General features: G+C 64.1%; 14 protein-coding genes. 9 read left to right on the top strand and 5 right to left on the bottom strand.

Annotated elements, in window-relative coordinates:
- Positions 1 to 9: 9 nt before the first annotated feature.
- The gene (gene purE / locus NEK97_RS04145) at positions 10 to 573 is read right to left on the bottom strand and encodes a 5-(carboxyamino)imidazole ribonucleotide mutase (RefSeq protein ID WP_257368666.1); all 564 of its coding nucleotides are present in this window, start codon (positions 571 to 573) and stop codon (positions 10 to 12) included.
- A complete protein-coding gene (locus tag NEK97_RS04140) occupies positions 570 to 1,757 on the bottom strand; it encodes a 5-(carboxyamino)imidazole ribonucleotide synthase (protein ID WP_257368664.1) in 1,188 nt (395 codons plus the stop codon). Before NEK97_RS04140 ends, purE begins: the two co-directional genes overlap by 4 nt.
- Before the next feature lie 179 nt (positions 1,758 to 1,936).
- Between NEK97_RS04140 and NEK97_RS04135 the strand changes: the two genes are divergently transcribed.
- A complete protein-coding gene (locus NEK97_RS04135; RefSeq protein ID WP_257368663.1) occupies positions 1,937 to 2,494 on the top strand; it encodes a GtrA family protein in 558 nt (185 codons plus the stop codon).
- A 17-nt stretch (positions 2,495 to 2,511) separates the two neighbouring features.
- Here the strand turns inward: NEK97_RS04135 and NEK97_RS04130 are convergent, their stop codons facing one another.
- Positions 2,512 to 3,207 (bottom strand): TIGR03089 family protein, encoded by a 696-nt coding sequence (locus tag NEK97_RS04130; protein WP_257368661.1) that lies wholly within the window; start codon positions 3,205 to 3,207, stop codon positions 2,512 to 2,514.
- 365 nt (positions 3,208 to 3,572) lie between these two features.
- Here NEK97_RS04130 and NEK97_RS04125 point away from each other — a divergent pair, with 365 nt between their 5' ends.
- From NEK97_RS04125 to NEK97_RS04115, 3 genes are read left to right on the top strand one after another with little or no spacing between them, the layout of a single operon-like run.
- Positions 3,573 to 4,118: a WhiB family transcriptional regulator gene (locus NEK97_RS04125; protein ID WP_211713163.1), complete on the top strand. Its 546-nt coding sequence runs from the start codon at positions 3,573 to 3,575 to the stop codon at positions 4,116 to 4,118.
- Between the two features lie 11 nt (positions 4,119 to 4,129).
- Positions 4,130 to 7,492: a glycosyltransferase gene (locus NEK97_RS04120; RefSeq protein ID WP_257368659.1), complete on the top strand. Its 3,363-nt coding sequence runs from the start codon at positions 4,130 to 4,132 to the stop codon at positions 7,490 to 7,492.
- Positions 7,485 to 9,176 (top strand): DUF5719 family protein, encoded by a 1,692-nt coding sequence (locus NEK97_RS04115; protein WP_257368657.1) that lies wholly within the window; start codon positions 7,485 to 7,487, stop codon positions 9,174 to 9,176. Before NEK97_RS04120 ends, NEK97_RS04115 begins: the two co-directional genes overlap by 8 nt.
- Before the next feature lie 27 nt (positions 9,177 to 9,203).
- Here NEK97_RS04115 and NEK97_RS04110 read toward each other — a convergent pair whose 3' ends face one another.
- Positions 9,204 to 9,722, bottom strand: coding sequence for a metallopeptidase family protein (locus NEK97_RS04110; RefSeq protein ID WP_257368655.1), 519 nt, complete (start codon positions 9,720 to 9,722; stop codon positions 9,204 to 9,206).
- Between the two features lie 141 nt (positions 9,723 to 9,863).
- Here NEK97_RS04110 and NEK97_RS04105 point away from each other — a divergent pair, with 141 nt between their 5' ends.
- The 5 genes from NEK97_RS04105 to NEK97_RS04085 all read left to right on the top strand — a co-directional run bounded on the left by NEK97_RS04105 (position 9,864) and on the right by NEK97_RS04085 (position 14,458).
- Positions 9,864 to 10,241 (top strand): DUF3499 domain-containing protein, encoded by a 378-nt coding sequence (locus NEK97_RS04105; RefSeq protein ID WP_257368653.1) that lies wholly within the window; start codon positions 9,864 to 9,866, stop codon positions 10,239 to 10,241.
- Positions 10,242 to 10,370: 129 nt separating this feature from the next.
- Positions 10,371 to 10,589, top strand: a complete 219-nt coding sequence (locus NEK97_RS04100) for a Trm112 family protein (RefSeq protein ID WP_257368651.1) — start codon at positions 10,371 to 10,373, stop codon at positions 10,587 to 10,589.
- A 43-nt stretch (positions 10,590 to 10,632) separates the two neighbouring features.
- Positions 10,633 to 12,111 (top strand): adenosylhomocysteinase, encoded by a 1,479-nt coding sequence (ahcY, locus tag NEK97_RS04095; protein ID WP_257368650.1) that lies wholly within the window; start codon positions 10,633 to 10,635, stop codon positions 12,109 to 12,111.
- A gap of 116 nt (positions 12,112 to 12,227) precedes the next feature.
- Positions 12,228 to 13,448, top strand: coding sequence for an Ig-like domain-containing protein (locus tag NEK97_RS04090; RefSeq protein ID WP_257368648.1), 1,221 nt, complete (start codon positions 12,228 to 12,230; stop codon positions 13,446 to 13,448).
- A gap of 185 nt (positions 13,449 to 13,633) precedes the next feature.
- Complete coding sequence (locus tag NEK97_RS04085) at positions 13,634 to 14,458, top strand: pentapeptide repeat-containing protein (protein WP_257368646.1); 825 nt, start codon at positions 13,634 to 13,636, stop codon at positions 14,456 to 14,458.
- Between the two features lie 41 nt (positions 14,459 to 14,499).
- Here the strand turns inward: NEK97_RS04085 and NEK97_RS04080 are convergent, their stop codons facing one another.
- Complete coding sequence (locus NEK97_RS04080) at positions 14,500 to 15,303, bottom strand: RDD family protein (protein ID WP_257368644.1); 804 nt, start codon at positions 15,301 to 15,303, stop codon at positions 14,500 to 14,502.
- Positions 15,304 to 15,312 lie beyond the last annotated feature (9 nt).

Raw genomic sequence — 15,312 nt, 5'->3', positions numbered from 1 at the left:
GCTGCCTTCCTAGCGGATGCTCCGTGCGGAAGCGTTGGCAGGCGAGAAAACCTCTTCCACTTTGTGGCGCAGGTTTTCGCCCTTCTTGGTGGCAACGTCGTTCAGCTCCTGGGCGAAGGCCAGCAGGTCCGCGCGGAGCTTCGAGGCGAGGTCGTCCGTGCCCGATGCCAGCATTCGCACCGCAAGGAGTCCGGCGTTGCGGGCTCCAGCGATCGATACCGTGGCTACGGGAACGCCCGCAGGCATCTGCACGATGGACAGCAGGGAGTCCATGCCGTCGAGGGTTTTCAGGGGGACGGGCACACCGATCACAGGCAGCGGCGTCACCGATGCCAGCATGCCGGGCAGGTGTGCAGCGCCACCAGCGCCGGCAATGATGACCCGGAGGCCGCGTTCGTGGGCCGTCTGCCCGTACCGGATCATTTCGGTGGGCATTCGGTGCGCCGAGACGACGTCTGCCTCGAAGGGAATGCCGAATTCGGCAAGGGCGTCCGCGGCGGCCTCCATGACGGGCCAGTCCGAGTCGGAGCCCATGACGAGCCCTACCAGCGGGGCAGTTGTACCGGAGGTCATACGGTCTCCTCAAGAGTGGTCTGTTCAGGCTTGCGGCCGTCACGGATGATGTTTGCCACGGCTGTGGCACGCTCGCGGACGGAGTCGACGTCGGAGGTCGACGTGCCGACCAGGTTCACATGCCCGATCTTCCGGCCGGGCCGGACGGACTTGCCATACGAGTGGACCTTGGCGGCAGGCTCGTAGGCGAGGGCCATGGGGAAGGCGTTGAAGAGATCCTGGTTGTCGCCGCCCAGGAAGTTCTTCATGACCGTGACGGGGGCCAAGGCATCCGTGGCGCCGAGGGGAAGATCCAGGACAGCCCGGAGGTGCTGTTCGAACTGGCTGGTGATGGATCCATCCTGCGTCCAGTGCCCGGTGTTGTGGGGGCGCATGGCCAGTTCGTTGATCAGGAAGCCTGCCCCGACGCCGGGCGTTTCAAACAATTCGGCTGCCATGACGCCGGTGACGCCGAGCTCGTTGGCTATGCGGAGGGCAGCTTCCTCTGCGGCGGCAGCCACCTCGAGGGAAATGTTCTGGGCCGGTGCGATCACTTCATCGCAGACGCCATCCACCTGGATGGTGTGCACCACGGGCCACGCCCGGGACTCGCCGCTGGGGGTGCGGGCCACCAGGGCTGAGAGTTCGCGGCTGAACTCCACCTTGGCTTCGGCCAGCAGCGGGCTCATGGCCTGGAACCAGTCGCCGGTCTCCTGCGCTTCGTCCGCGGAGTCGATGATCCTGACGCCCTTGCCGTCGTATCCGCCCCTCGGCGTTTTCAGCACCACGGGCCAACCGATGCGGTCGCCGAAGGCCACCAATTCGTCAACCGTGTGCACGGCGGACCACTCGGGGTTGGGCAGTCCAAGCCGATCGATGGCGGCCCGCATGACCAGCTTGTCCTGGGCGTTCACCAGGGCATCCGGCCCGGGCTGGACATTCACGCCGGCATCCAACAGCGCCTGGAGGTGCCCGGTAGGAACGTGTTCGTGGTCAAAGGTCAGCACGTCCACGCCACGGGAGAACTCGAGGAGCGTGTCCAGATCCTTGTAGTCGCCGACCGGGGCCGAGGCCACCGCGGCAACGGCGGAAACGTCCTCGGCTTCAGCCAAAACGCGGAGTTCGAAGCCCAGTGCGGTAGCGGGCGGAGCCATCATTCGTGCGAGTTGGCCGCCGCCAACAACGCCAATTACTGGAAAAGTCACAATGTTCAGCCTACCGAACAGGCAGCGGGATCACTGATTCTGGCGCTCTATTGCCTGCCTTTTGGTGGCGCGCACGGTCTTCTATGGGTGTTCTCACAGGCTGTTCCCGGGCACCGCCGCCAAATCGGCGCTAAAATAAATTTGGCCCATCGGCCCATCTTCAACGGCCATGGAGGGTCATGATAACCACACTTGCAGATCGCATCCGCGGACTTGCCTCGCTTTTCTGGCGCGAGGTAGCCAAGTTCGGCGCCGTCGGCGGTGTTGCCTTCGTCATTGACTCGGCCGTCTTCATCTGGCTCTTTTCGGGCCCTATGCACGGCAGTGAGGTGTGGGCCAAGGCTCTCGCGACCATTGTTGCAAGCGTGTTCTCCTGGGTAGCCAACCGCTTCTGGACTTTCCGCCACCGCAAGCAGGCCAATGTTGTCCGCGAAGCCGTGTTGTTCGCCGTCATGAACATCGTTGGGCTTTTGATCGCTTCAGGATGCGTGTGGTTCGCCAAGTACATCCTGGACCTGAACGACAAGCCGTCGTTGTTCATCGCCGGCAGCGTCGTGGGCCTCATCCTTGGCACCATCTTCCGCTTCTTCGCCTACCGCTTCTGGGTCTTCAACGAGGAACTGGATGCCGAGCCGGAGTTCTCGCACGATCACGAGATCATCGAAGGACACCCCAAGCAGAGGAACGGCGAGACCGCCAGCCCTGCGACCGGCGAACTTCCCATCAAAAAAGCCTGACCGCTAGTCCTCGCGTTTCAGCGTTGTGTGACGCGTTCGTTTTCCAGCAGGTGTTCGGTGACGTCCACTGCCGGGTGAACCAGGACCACTGATCCGTCCTGCTTCCATGCACCCAACGATGCGGACAAGCCTTCTTCCAAACCGTCGGCCGCGCGTACCAGGAGGCGGACCCCCGGCTCCTGGGTGGCAGCAAATCCGTCGATCAGTTCGGCGTGCGCGTGTGCCGTTGTGCTGCGGACCGCAGGCAAATCACCGTCGGGTTCGTTATGTGCCATGAAGACGTCACCGTGGGAGCGGACTTCCGCGGCGTAGTCCACGACGCCGGCGGGCAACTCGCCGGGCCACCGCATGGCGAGTGCCGCAAGCGGGACCGCCACGACCGCGTCGAAGCCGGCCTCGGCGCCGTCGTCGGGCTTGTCCGTAACAAGAAGGTCAGCTGACGAATCGTCAAACACGACTTCCAGCCCGAGCTGCCAAGCAGCCAAGGCCCACACGAACGACTTCCAGTGGGATGGGAGGTCCAGCCGGACGGCCATGCCCGGTTCGGCGTCCAGCTCGTCCTGCAGGAGGTTGCTGGTCTTGGCCACCCAGTTATCCAAAACGCGGCCCGAAAGTTCCACGCGCTCGGAGTCCGGTCCGTACCAAGTGAGTCGGGGTGAGGTTGCGTGGCTGGACCTCAGGGCGGTCATCAGGTTCGCTGCCGGGATAGTCATAGGCCCATCTTGCCACGCTGCAATTATGTGGACGCGGGGCGTTGTGAATTGAAGCACACCACACGCGGCCGGGCTGAAGGACGGCCCTCCTTCGGTGGTCAAATTTCCGCAGAAATTCAATGAACGTTCACGTAAATCGATCCGACACTCCCAGTTTTTCGCCGCGAAACGCCGCGGCGCGGAGAAAATCTTGGGCGTGGCGCATCCCACGTTTCTACAGATTCTTGATTATTATCCCGGCGCGGCTTGACTGTCGGTAGTTACACGCGTGTAATTAGTAATCAACGCCGCTGCACAGAGGACCGGAACGCCACCGGGAATCGGAAATACATCCAAGCAGCAGCTGCAAACTCAGGAGGGACGCCATGGGGCAAGCGTTGCGTATCCAGGAAGATGCAGTCGTCGCAGAACATGCGTCGGTGAAATACCGTTCACGGGAAGTACCGGGAGACTGGTACGTCGATCCCGCAGATCCGGAAGCGGCAGACCGCTACAACCAGAATGTGCAGCAATCCCTGGAGGACCAGGCAACTGCCCTCCTGGCCGCACATGAAGCACTGATCGGGGACCTGCCTGCTGGGCCGGACGATGACGTTGACGACCCTCCTATGGAGTTGCGTCGTCCGCTGGAGACCCCGGGGCAACCCGTGTGGATCGGCCTCCCCAGCCAGGGTGACTTCGATGACGAAGGTGAGCTCGGCTGGCAGACAGATGCGCTCTGTGCGCAAACCGACCCTGAAGCGTTCTTCCCCGAGAAGGGCGGATCGACGAGGGATGCCAAGAAGGTCTGCGGGGCGTGCAATGTCCGCTCGCAGTGCCTTGAGTACGCCCTGGCAAATGACGAACGGTTCGGTATTTGGGGCGGCCTCTCTGAGCGGGAACGTCGTCGGCTAAGGAAGCGAGCGGTCTAATTCTCAAGGAAGTGCATGTTACCGCCGTCGTGGTTGCCCACGACGGCGGAAACTATCTCCCCAGGACCTTGGCGGCATTGTCGAACCAGACGCGTTCGGCAGATGCCGCCATTGGCATTGATACAGGTTCCACGGATAACTCGCAGGCGTTGCTTCGCGAAGCGTTCGGAACCGGCAACGTCACCACTTTCACGCAACCGAAGTCCGGCTTCGGCGCGGCCGTCCAGGCGGGCTTGAACGAACTTGCCCCCGCTCAGGACGCAGCCGAAGGCGGCACGCAGGGATCCGTCCAATGGATCTGGCTCCTTCACGACGACGCTGCACCTGCGCCGGACGCGCTGGCGGAACTGCTCCACGCCGTCGAACGTGCTCCGTCCGTCACGGTAGCCGGCTGCAAGCAGCTCGGATGGGATAACGAACGGCACCTTGTTGATGTGGGTCTGTCGACCAGCCGCTGGGCCGAACGCCTGACGTTGATCGACGCCGATGAAGTGGACCAAGGACAATACGACGCGCGGACTGACACGTTCGCCGTGAACTCTGCGGGCATGCTGATCCGACGTGACATCTGGGAGCAGCTGCAGGGCTTCGACCCCGCCCTTCCAGGCAGCGGCGACGACGTCGACTTCTGCTGGCGCAACTGGCTCGCGGGAAACCGTGTGGTGGTGGTCCCCAGCGCCCGCATGTTCCATGTGGAGCACAGGCCGCACGGTTTGGGTACCTCCTCCGCGGCCAGGAAAGCGCAGATTCACTTACGGCTCAAGCACACCCCGTGGTGGAACGTGCCCTTCCAGGCAATCGGTGCCTTGTTCGGTGCGGTGGTCCGGTTGCTGCTCAGCATCCTGGTCAAGGAGCCGGGTTACGGGTTCTCCCAATTCACCTCCACGGTGGCTGCCCTGTTCCGTCCCGGCGCAATCGCCAGGGGCCGCCGGGTAGCGGCCAGGACACGGCGTGTACACCGCTCCGTGATCCGTGGCCTGCAAACCTCCACGCGAGACGTGAGGGCCAACCGGCGCTCCCTGCTGGAGGCCATACGTCCCGGCGATGAGTCCTCCGCCGTCTCCGACCTCCTGGCTCCGGAGCCGAGTGGAGATGCCGCCGATGACTTCGCGGCACTGGCAACCAATGAACGCGGCTGGGTGGGCACGGGTGCCGTCGCTGCTGCGGTCCTGGCCCTTGCCGCGGCCTTGGTAGGCCTTCTGGGATTGCTGCGCTCCGGCGCGGTGGCCGGTGGGGGACTCCTGCCCCTTTCTGCGCTCCCCGGAGACATCTGGGCCAATGCGTCCACCTGGTGGATCTCCTTGGGGGCAGGGCTGCCCGGCCATGGTGATCCGTTTGGATACGTGCTGTGGCTGTTGTCGCTGTTCGGCGGTGGGGATGGAAATTCCGCCATGGTTTGGCTGCTCATCCTGGCCATGCCGCTCTCAGGGCTTGGGGCTTGGTTCGCCGCAGGCGCACTGACCACGAAACGGCGTTTCCGCACCGTTGCCGCCCTTGCCTGGTCCGCCGCGCCTGCGCTCCAGATCGCCATCAACCAGGGACGACTTGGTGCCTTGGTGGCGCACATGATGATGCCCCTGCTGCTCCTGGCGCTCTTGCGCGCCTCCGGATCCGCTATCGGTCAAGGACCGGCCTCTTGTAACTCCGCACTCACTCGGAAGCCTGCTCCGATCCTGGGTAAGCCCGGTATCAACGGAACGCCGTCCTGGACGGCCGGCGCTGCGGCTGGCCTTGCGATGGCAGTGGTCACCTCGGCTGCGCCGTCGCTGCTTGGCCCGATCGCCGTCGCAGTGATCCTCTCCGCCGTGGTTCTCGGACAGCGGGGCAAGACGCTGTGGTGGTCGCTCCTGCCCACTATTGCCTTGTTCCTGCCGTACGGAATTTCCGTACTGGACAGGCCGCGTTCGTTGCTCGCTGACCCGGGCCTGCCCCTCACTTTTGAAGCGGCACCGCTGTGGCAGCAGTTCCTGGGGCAACCGCTGGCGTTCAGTATCGACGGCGGCCTGAACGGTTTGGCCTTCTTTGGTCCGGGTTCTGTGCCATGGGCGCTGATCCTGGCTTTGCTCATCAGCGCGCCCATCCTGGTCCTGGCCGTGACCGCCCTGTTCCTTCCCGGTAAACGCAGCGCAATGGCCAGGGTCTTCTGGCTGGCGGCCTTGGCTACCTTGGCGGCCAGCTGGCTGGTCGGTCACGTCGCCACTGGCGTCAACGGCAACGTGATGGTGGGCCCTTTCACCGGCCCGGCTGTCTCCGCTGCTGGGATGTTGCTGCTCGGTGCCGGGATCATCGGTGCCGACAAACTCTTTACAGCGCGCCGCCGGACTCCTGATTCACAGCGGGCGAAGCTTCCGCTGCGCCGGATTTCCTCAGCCGTGGTCATGACGCTCCTCGTCGCCGGCCCCTTGGCGGGCCTGGGTGCCTGGGTTTCCCAGAACGTCCTGCAGCCTGCACCCATAGCAGGCGGGGCGGTCCCTAACACGGCTACACATCCGACGTCGGCCCTTGGCTCCGCTCGCCTGGTCCGGCCCGTGGACACCGGCACGCTGCCGGCCACCGCCGTCGACCGCGGGATTGGTCCGGAACGGACGCGGACGCTGGTTGTCACCAGTGGTGAGGAGGGTGCCTTCACATCATCCCTGATGCGTGGATCGGGAACCACCTTGGACAGCCTGTCCACCATTGCTTCCGCACGGACAATCATTGGTGCTCCGGGACGTGAGGAGATCACGGCTGACGACGCCGCAACCACGTCCCTCCGCAGGGCAGTAGCCACGATTGTGGCGAGCACCGGTGTGGACCCGCGGCCGGACCTGGAACAGCTTGGCGCGGGTTTCGTCGTCCTCAAGGCGGCCGACAATGCCGCCCAGCTGACTGCCAGCAGGATCGACGCCGTTCCCGGCCTTGTTGCTGTGGGGCAGACCGACGCCGGATGGTTGTGGCGCGTAACGCCGCGGAACCAGCCGGCGGCTACTGCTGCGGACACGACACACCGCGTAAGGATTATCGACGCCAAGGGGGCAGTAGTCAGTTCCTTGCCCTCCGAAGAAGTCTCCGTTGACGCCGACGTGGCGCCAGGGGACGAGGGCCGCAAAGTGGTGCTGGCTGAACGTGCCGATCCAGGCTGGTCCGCATCGCTGGATGGCCGCCAGTTGACCTCCACGACGTCCGGCTGGGCGCAGGCTTTTGAACTTCCTGCCACGGGCGGAAACCTCGAAGTGCGTTATACGAATCCGTGGGCTGTATGGTTCGGCATACTGCAGGCAGTGGTGATCGGTTTGACGCTCCTGCTGGCCGTTCCAATGCCTGCGCGCCGCACCCGAACCGGCATGTCGAGGGACGAAGTTTCCCTCCGTAAGGAGTACAGCAGTGTCTGACGACCGGAAGAAAGTGCCTGACGAAGCCACTGATGTCCCGGTGCCCAGGAAGTCCCGCGCCGATAAGGACGGCGACGCCGGCAGTTCCCGAAGCACCGGCAAGGGCGCCCGAAGCTCCAGGAAGGGCGTCGTCACGGGGGCGCTCTCCGCCGTGGTCATCCTGGCCGCTGGCGGCGGCGCGGTTGCTGCCGCGTCGATGATGCCCGAGCCGTCCGGTGGCACCACCCTGGCTTTCCGACAGGCAGATGTCCCGGCGGGACGTGCCCTGGGTGTCTGTCCTGAACCGGCCCGGTTGGTCAACGGAACGGTAGTCGGCACGGATGCCGACTTCAGCCCGGTATCCACCACAGCCACCAGCGCGCTCAATGCCGTGGTGCTGAGCAACCCGGCAGGTACCGTTCCCGGAAGCAAGATAACCTCGCTGGGCGGCGGCACAGTGGCGGAGATCGCCAAGGCGCCCACCAGCAGCCCCACGCCCACATCCGGTCCGCCGGTGTTGTCCGCCGGCGTGGCGTCCATCAGCCCCGTCACAGGAGAATCAGTGGTGGGCGCAGATGCGCTGGGGAACGAACAAGCATCCTTGGCTGCGAACCTCAGTTATTCGGCCACGGACGGGGACCTGCGTGGCTTGGCGTCTGCCCAATGCCAGCAGCCAGGAAATGATGCCTGGCTGTTGGGTGCGAACACCGCTGTCGGCCGCACCGCCGTCCTGAACCTGAGCAATGCCTCCGAAACTCCCGCCACCGTGAACCTGGAGCTCTTTGGCCACCAGGGACAAATCCAGGCGCCCGGAGCGCGGGGGCTCCTGGTAGCCCCCGGAACGACCCGCTCGGTCAACCTCGCCGGCCTTGCCCCGAATGAAGCGCAGCTGGCCGTCCATGTACGCAGCACCGGAGGTCCTGTGGCTGGGACCATCCAGCAGAGCGTGCTGCGCGGGCTCGCCCCGGGCGGAGTTGAGTACCTCTCGCCAGGAGCTGGCCCGTCCAACCTGCAGGTCATGTCCGGCGTCGACATCCAGGATCCTGCCGCTGCGAAAGCGCTGGCCGGGAAGTCGGGGTTTGCTGATGCCGTACCTGCACTCCAGATAGCTGTTCCGGGATCCACGGACGCCGTGGTGCAGGTCAGCCTTTACGGAGCGAATGGTGAACGCAAGGTACCCAACGGGGGAGTAGTGACGGTGAAGGGTGGTTCCGTGGCCACGCTGAACCTTGACGGCGTTCCTGCCGGAAGTTACACCGTCAAGGCCACCTCCGACGTCTCGTTCGTGGCGTCGACCAGGATCACGCGGGGTGCCAAGCCGGAGGACGCGACTGACTTCGCATGGTCGCCGGCGTCAGCCCGCCTGGGCAGCCAGCACTTGGTTGCTGTTCCTCGCGATGGCCAACGGTTCCTCAGCTTTGGCGTGCCCGACGGCCGTGCCACAGTGAGCTACGCTCCCGTGACGGCCGACGGAAAAATCGGCAAGGCCGTGGACGTGGATATGAGCGGCGGAACCACGTCCATGATCGAGCTCCCGGCAAAATCCGGCGACGCCATAGTGGCCGGATACGTTGTCTCGGCTTCCGGTGATCCCGTCTACGGCGCCCTTGTCCTGGGAAAGCAGGGACGTTCGGACGTGTCTGTGGTGGCGATCCAGGACGCAGCGGCGGGACTTGAAAAGGTTCCCGTTTCGGTGGGTTACTAGGCAGCGTTCCCGGGTCGGCCGTCGTCGTTATTGATTGCGGCGACGGTAGACCGGGTCGAGCGTTTCCGGTGGCACACCGAGCATTTCGGCTGTGTACTCCACCACGACGTCGTGGACCAGGTCCTGGAGCTCTTCACGCGTGCTGGCGCCTTGAACCACCACCCTGCGGTAAATGGTGATCATGGGCGCTTCGCCGCGGCCCCCGGGAGTGTAGGAGCCCATGGGAGCGGTGCCACCCGTAGCGAGCAACTGCTCCAGGTCCGGTGGGATTTCATCGACTGCGAAGAGCACTCCGTCCAACTGCTTGCCCCACATGTCCTGCAGGCGCTCCGCGGAGTCCAGCACCATGTCGTCAAAGCGCTCTGAGCGGGTACGGAAACCGGGCAGATTGGCAAGCATCAGTTCACCGCGCAGCCCCCGTCCGTGGCGGTTGCGCCTGCGGCGCCGAAAGCTCCGCACGCCCGTGCCTGCGTGTTCCCCGGCCTGGTCGCCATCCGCGTCAGTCCACCGGATGGTGAAACCGGGGATATGTGGCTGTGACTGCATATATCGACTTTAGTACCGGGCGACCGCCAGCGCGACATCACCGCCACCAGCGCGCCGCAGCTGTTCCCGGTAAACGGAGTAGGCAAGCCACGGACGGCCAATGCGCACTTTGGGTGGCACGAGGCGCTAATCTGGGATGTTGTGGGTGCTATTCGTCAATGTTCCAGGTCGGCCTGCCGCCAGTCCGCGGTGGCTACTTTGACGTACGTCTACGCGGATTCGACAGCGGTCCTGGGTCCTCTCGCCACTTATGCGGAACCCCATGCCTATGACCTGTGCTCGCAGCACGCCGAAAGCCTGACCGTGCCGCGGGGATGGGAAGTGCTTCGGCTGGCGATGCCCACCACTCCGCCCCAGCCCGGGCCCGACGATTTGCTCGCACTCGCCAACGCCGTCCGCGAGGCGGCCTCCGCAGCCCCGGAAGCGCCGGTACGCCACAACCATGCGCACATGGAACCGCCGGCCGGAACCGAAGGCACACGACGCGGTCACCTGCGGATCCTTCGCGAACCGTCCTGATCGGGCACCCCAAGGCAGGGGTCGCAAATCGTCGCGGTGCTCCAAACGGCACGAACGTGCGCGGTAGTCTGGAATCTGCAGATTAACCAGCCAGCGGCGCCGGGCGGCGCCACCCAGGGAGCATCATTCATGCCAAAGGTCAGTCCTGAACTGTTGTCCATCCTGCGCTGTCCCGTGACGGGTTCACCGCTGGTCCAGGAGGGCGACGAGTTGGTTGCCTCCGTCGCCGCGGCGGACGGCGAAAAGCTCCGCTACTCGATCGAGGACGGCATTCCGCTTCTCCTGCCGCCGGAATTGTTGGCCGCTGCCCACGCAGCGACTTCCGGCCAGCACGATTCCAAGGCGTAACACCCTCTTTTCACCAAACCCGCACGGTACCCAAAGGATTTCCATGACTTTTGATTTCAAAGTGGCCGACGTCACCCTTGCGGAGGCAGGTCGCCACCAGATCCGCCTCGCCGAGCACGAAATGCCCGGGCTTATGTCTCTTCGGGAGGAATTCGGTGCTTCCCAGCCGCTGAAGGGCGCACGCATCGCAGGGTCGTTGCACATGACCGTGCAGACGGCCGTGCTCATTGAGACCCTCACAGCCTTGGGCGCCGAGGTTCGCTGGGCTTCCTGCAACATCTTCTCCACCCAGGACGAAGCAGCCGCCGCCGTCGTCGTCGGTAAAGGCACGCCGGACGACCCGCAGGGTGTCCCGGTCTTCGCGTGGAAGGGCGAAACGCTCGAGGAATACTGGTGGACTGCCGAGCAGATCCTTACCTGGCCCGGCGCGGAAACCAACCCGGAGTTGGGTCCCAACATGATCCTCGACGACGGCGGCGACGCAACGCTGCTGCTGCACAAGGGCGTCGAATTCGAAGCAGCGGGCGCAGTCCCGACCGCTGCGGAGACTGACCCCGAGGAGTACGTCCTGATCCTCGACCTCCTCCGCAGGACCCTCGAAACCGACCCGCAGAAGTGGACCCGCCTGGCCGCCCGGATCGAGGGCGTCACCGAGGAAACAACCACCGGCGTGCACCGCCTCTACCAGTTGGCCGAGCAGGGCAAACTCTTGTTCCCGGCCATCAACGTCAACGACTCCGTCACCAAGAGCAAGTTCGACAACAAGTACGGCATCCGCCACTCCCTCCCGGACGGAATCAACCGTGCCACCGACGTCCTCATGGGCGGTAAGGTCGCCGTCGTCTGTGGATATGGCGACGTCGGCAAGGGTGCCGCCGAGGCGCTGCGCGGACAGGGTTCGCGGGTCATCGTCACGGAGATCGACCCCATCTGTGCCCTGCAGGCAGCCATGGACGGCTACCAGGTGGCCAAGCTGGAATCGGTACTCGCGCAGGGTGACATCTTCATCACCACCACGGGCAACAAGGACGTGATCCTGGCCGAGCACATGCTGGGCATGAAGAACAAGGCCATTGTGGGCAACATCGGCCACTTCGACAACGAGATCGACATTGCGGGCCTTGCGAAGATTCCGGGTGTGAAAAAGGTCGAGATCAAGCCGCAGGTCCACGAGTGGGTCTTCGACGCCGGGACCCACACTGAGCGCTCCATCATCGTCCTGTCCGAAGGCCGCCTGCTGAACCTGGGCAACGCCACCGGCCACCCGTCGTTCGTGATGAGCAACTCCTTCGCCAACCAGACAATCGCCCAGATTGAACTGTGGACCAAGAGGGACCAGCCGGCAGGGGAGCGCGAATACCAGAAGCAGGTCTACGTCCTCCCCAAGATCCTGGACGAGAAAGTCGCACGGCTCCACCTGGACGCCCTGGGCGTTGAACTGACCGAGCTGAGCAAGGAGCAGGCCGACTACCTCGACCTGGACGTTGCCGGTCCTTACAAGCCGGAGCACTACCGCTACTAAGCGGTGGTGGATCACAGATTCGCTGTTGAAAGGCCGGCACGCGTCCAGCGTGGCCGGCCTTTCGGCTAGAATTGGGTGTTCAGTATTGCTTGCCGGGGGACAGGAAGACAGGAACCATGACGGAAGTCGCCAAACGCAAAACGGGCAAGATCCTTGCCATTGTGGGGATCTGCGCGGCCATCGCCGTGGGCGGGATTGGCGTGGCTACCGTTCCAGGCCTGCTGGCTGGATCCAGCCAAAATGCCGGCTCCGCGGCCTCACCCACTCCCACGGTTGAAGCCAAGCCCGTTGAGCTGGGTATCACGCCCCTTGACGGTGCGGTGGAATGGAACCCCGTGGTTGGGCCGCAGATCAAGGCGGTCAACGGCAAGGTCAAGGACGTGGTGCTGACGCCGGTTGGCGGCGGTGCGCCTGTGCAGGGGAAGACCAGCCCGGACGGCAGTACCTGGACCACGCTTGAGGTGCTGAAGTTCAAGACCCAGTACTCCTATTCCTTCACCGTGGTGGATACTGCGGGCAAGGAAACCAAGAAGAACCAAACCTTCACCACAGTTTCCGCGGCATACGAGGCCGACGCCTCCATTTACCCGCGCAACGGTTCAACGGCCGGCTCCGGCCAGCCGATCGAAATCAACTTCAGCGAGCCCGTCCTCGATAAGGCAGCCATGGAGAAGCGGGTTGCCATCACAGTGTCCTCCGGCCAACCTGTCGCGTGGCACTGGTACTCCGACAAGAAAGTGCGGATCCGTCCTGAGGCTTTCTGGGCCTCGGGCAGCACCGTCACCGTCGACATGAAGCTCCTTGGCGTGGACTTCGGCAACAAGATGATCGGCAACGGGAATGTCGTGTCCACGTTCACCACGGGGCCCCAGCGCGTCGCCGTGGTGGACGACACCACCAAGACCATGAATGTCTATTCGGATGGCCAGTTGGTGCACACAGCGCCGGTCTCCCTGGGAGGCGAAGATTGGTTGTCGCCCACGGGGTACGCCGTCATCCTGGAACAGGAACGCAAATCCAACTTCAACGCCGGCAGCATCGGCCTGAAGCCCGGGGACAAGGGCTACTACGCGCCCATGGTGGTGGACTACGCCAACCGCCTCACCTGGTCCGGAGTGTACGTACACCAAGCCCTTGAACCTGCTTGGGGCGCCATAGGTCGCGTGAACGTCTCCCACGGCTGCGTGGGTTTGTTGCCGGATGATGCCGCCTGGTTCTTCAACAACATGAAGACCGGAGATGTTGTCCAGATCCTGAACACCGGGGCACCTGCCGTGGAGCCCCTGGAAGGCTTCGGGGACTGGAACATCCCGTGGGCCAGCTACGCCCAGCGATAGTTCCGGTTGTAGGATCAAGTCAGTGATTATTTCCTGCATGCTTTGACCCATTCCTCAGGCGCCCACCCAGTGTTGGTCCTCCATTTTGTGCTGCCCTTTGTGGTGATTCCGGGAGTCCCTGAGGGGAACCCGTAAACGGGTTCCCCGGCCTTTCCCACCGGATCCCTTTTCCCTTTGGAGCACATGTGACTATTTCACCAACCCTTCGCCCTGATTGCGGCAGTTGTTTCGCGCTTTGCTGTACCGCCCTTGGCTTCGCCCGCTCGGCGGATTTCGCCATCGACAAGCCCGCGGCTGCGCCCTGCCCCAACCTTGCCGGCGACTTCTCCTGCACCATCCATCAACGCCTGCGTCCCCGTGGCTTCCGAGGATGCACCGTGTTTGATTGTTTCGGTGCGGGCCAAGCCGTCTCCCAGCACACCTTTGGGGGTGTCAGCTGGGCCGACGATCCGTCGTCCAGGCACTCGATGTTTGCCGTATTCAAAACAGTCAAGCAACTCCACGAGATGCTCTGGTATCTGGAGGAAGCCGGGTTGCGGACTTTCGACCCTGAACTTGCCGACGAAGCGGGGCTCCTGTCCAGCCGCATTGCCACGATCGCCGGAGGCGACGCGACGACGGTACTGGGTGCCGACGTCGGACTCCTCCATGGCGAGGTGCGGAACCTCCTGATGGAGGTCAGCGGGGAAGTCCGCGGTGCTTATGGCGCCGAAGGAACTGAAACGCTCGACGGCGGCCTGCGCCCGGGTGCCGACCTCATGGGTGCGGTACTGGCCAACCGGCGTCTTTGTGGAGTGGACCTCCGTGGCTCCTATTTGATTGGGGCCGACCTGAGGGGGAGTGACTTGGCCGCGGTGGACCTGTTGGGCGCCGACCTCCGCGGAGCTCAACTCCAGGCTGCGGACCTTTCGCGTGCTCTTTACGTGACCCAGCCGCAAGTGAACGCCGCTGAGGGCAGTTCTGACACACGCTTACCAACACGGCTTTCAAGACCCGGGCACTGGGTCTAACCAGGATGCGGCTAACCGGCCCCGGGCACCGTCCGGGCCGGTTAGTTGCCGGTAAAGGGCAGCTTGCGGAGCCTTTCGCCGGTGGCGCGGTTCCGTATTTCGGCCTGCCGGAGGCGTGCCAGTTCCCGGTTGCGCCGCTCGCCAAGAACCGCGCCGATGTAATCCTCGGGGATGGTCCCGGCGGGCGGTGGCGGGGCCACGTACCGGGCGAGTTCGGAGGCCAGGGACGCGGCCATGTTGATGCGTGATGCAGGCGCCATGAGGTATGCCTGCTGTACGAAGGTTCCGGCACGGCGTGCCGTGGCGTCGGGCACCCTTCCGATGTCTGCCATGGCGATCCATGCCTGCAGGTAGGGCGGGGCGAGGGGCATGATGCGCGGCTTCGAGCTGACACGTTGCCGGAGTGAGTAGGTGCCGGCGACGATGTCCCCGAGGCGTTTGGATTTCTCGTTGAACAGGGCCACGAAGATGGCGAGGCCCCCGAAGGTCAGGTAGATCTCCAGGAAGCCGAGGAGCCCACGGATGAGGGCGTGCCGGAACCGGATGGCGCCGCCGTCGTCGCGCACTATGCGTAGTCCCGCTGCGAGCTTTCCCAAGGACCGCCCACGGGTGAGCGTTTCGACGGTGACGGGTACAACGATGACGGAGAAGATCACGCTGCTGAGGATCAGGGCCCGGACGGCAGCTTCGTCGAGGTCCCTGGCGGCGGCGGAGACCAGGATGATGAGGAGGATAGCGAGGACCACCTGTGAGATGACGTCCAGGATGAGCCCCAGCGCTCGGGAGGCGAAGGACGCCGGGCGCAACTCAAGGACAACTGCCTCACCAGTAATGATGGAACTCAAGATCGCCCC

It is taken from the genome of Paenarthrobacter sp. UW852 (genome assembly GCF_024608385.1).
GTDB lineage: Bacteria > Actinomycetota > Actinomycetes > Actinomycetales > Micrococcaceae > Arthrobacter.
Note: the sequence above shows the minus strand (reverse complement) of the source record. Positions and strands in the feature narration are given on the sequence as shown.

What these genes read in the sequence shown, in the direction of transcription:
- purE (WP_257368666.1), bottom strand. Translation starts at nt 573, where the DNA reads ATGACCTCCGGTACAACTGCCCCGCTGGTAGGGCTCGTCATGGGCTCC.
- NEK97_RS04135 (WP_257368663.1), top strand. Translation starts at nt 1,937, where the DNA reads ATGATAACCACACTTGCAGATCGCATCCGCGGACTTGCCTCGCTTTTC.
- NEK97_RS04130 (WP_257368661.1), bottom strand. Translation starts at nt 3,207, where the DNA reads ATGACTATCCCGGCAGCGAACCTGATGACCGCCCTGAGGTCCAGCCAC.
- NEK97_RS04125 (WP_211713163.1), top strand. Translation starts at nt 3,573, where the DNA reads ATGGGGCAAGCGTTGCGTATCCAGGAAGATGCAGTCGTCGCAGAACAT.
- NEK97_RS04110 (WP_257368655.1), bottom strand. Translation starts at nt 9,722, where the DNA reads ATGCAGTCACAGCCACATATCCCCGGTTTCACCATCCGGTGGACTGAC.
- NEK97_RS04100 (WP_257368651.1), top strand. Translation starts at nt 10,371, where the DNA reads ATGCCAAAGGTCAGTCCTGAACTGTTGTCCATCCTGCGCTGTCCCGTG.
- ahcY (WP_257368650.1), top strand. Translation starts at nt 10,633, where the DNA reads ATGACTTTTGATTTCAAAGTGGCCGACGTCACCCTTGCGGAGGCAGGT.
- NEK97_RS04090 (WP_257368648.1), top strand. Translation starts at nt 12,228, where the DNA reads ATGACGGAAGTCGCCAAACGCAAAACGGGCAAGATCCTTGCCATTGTG.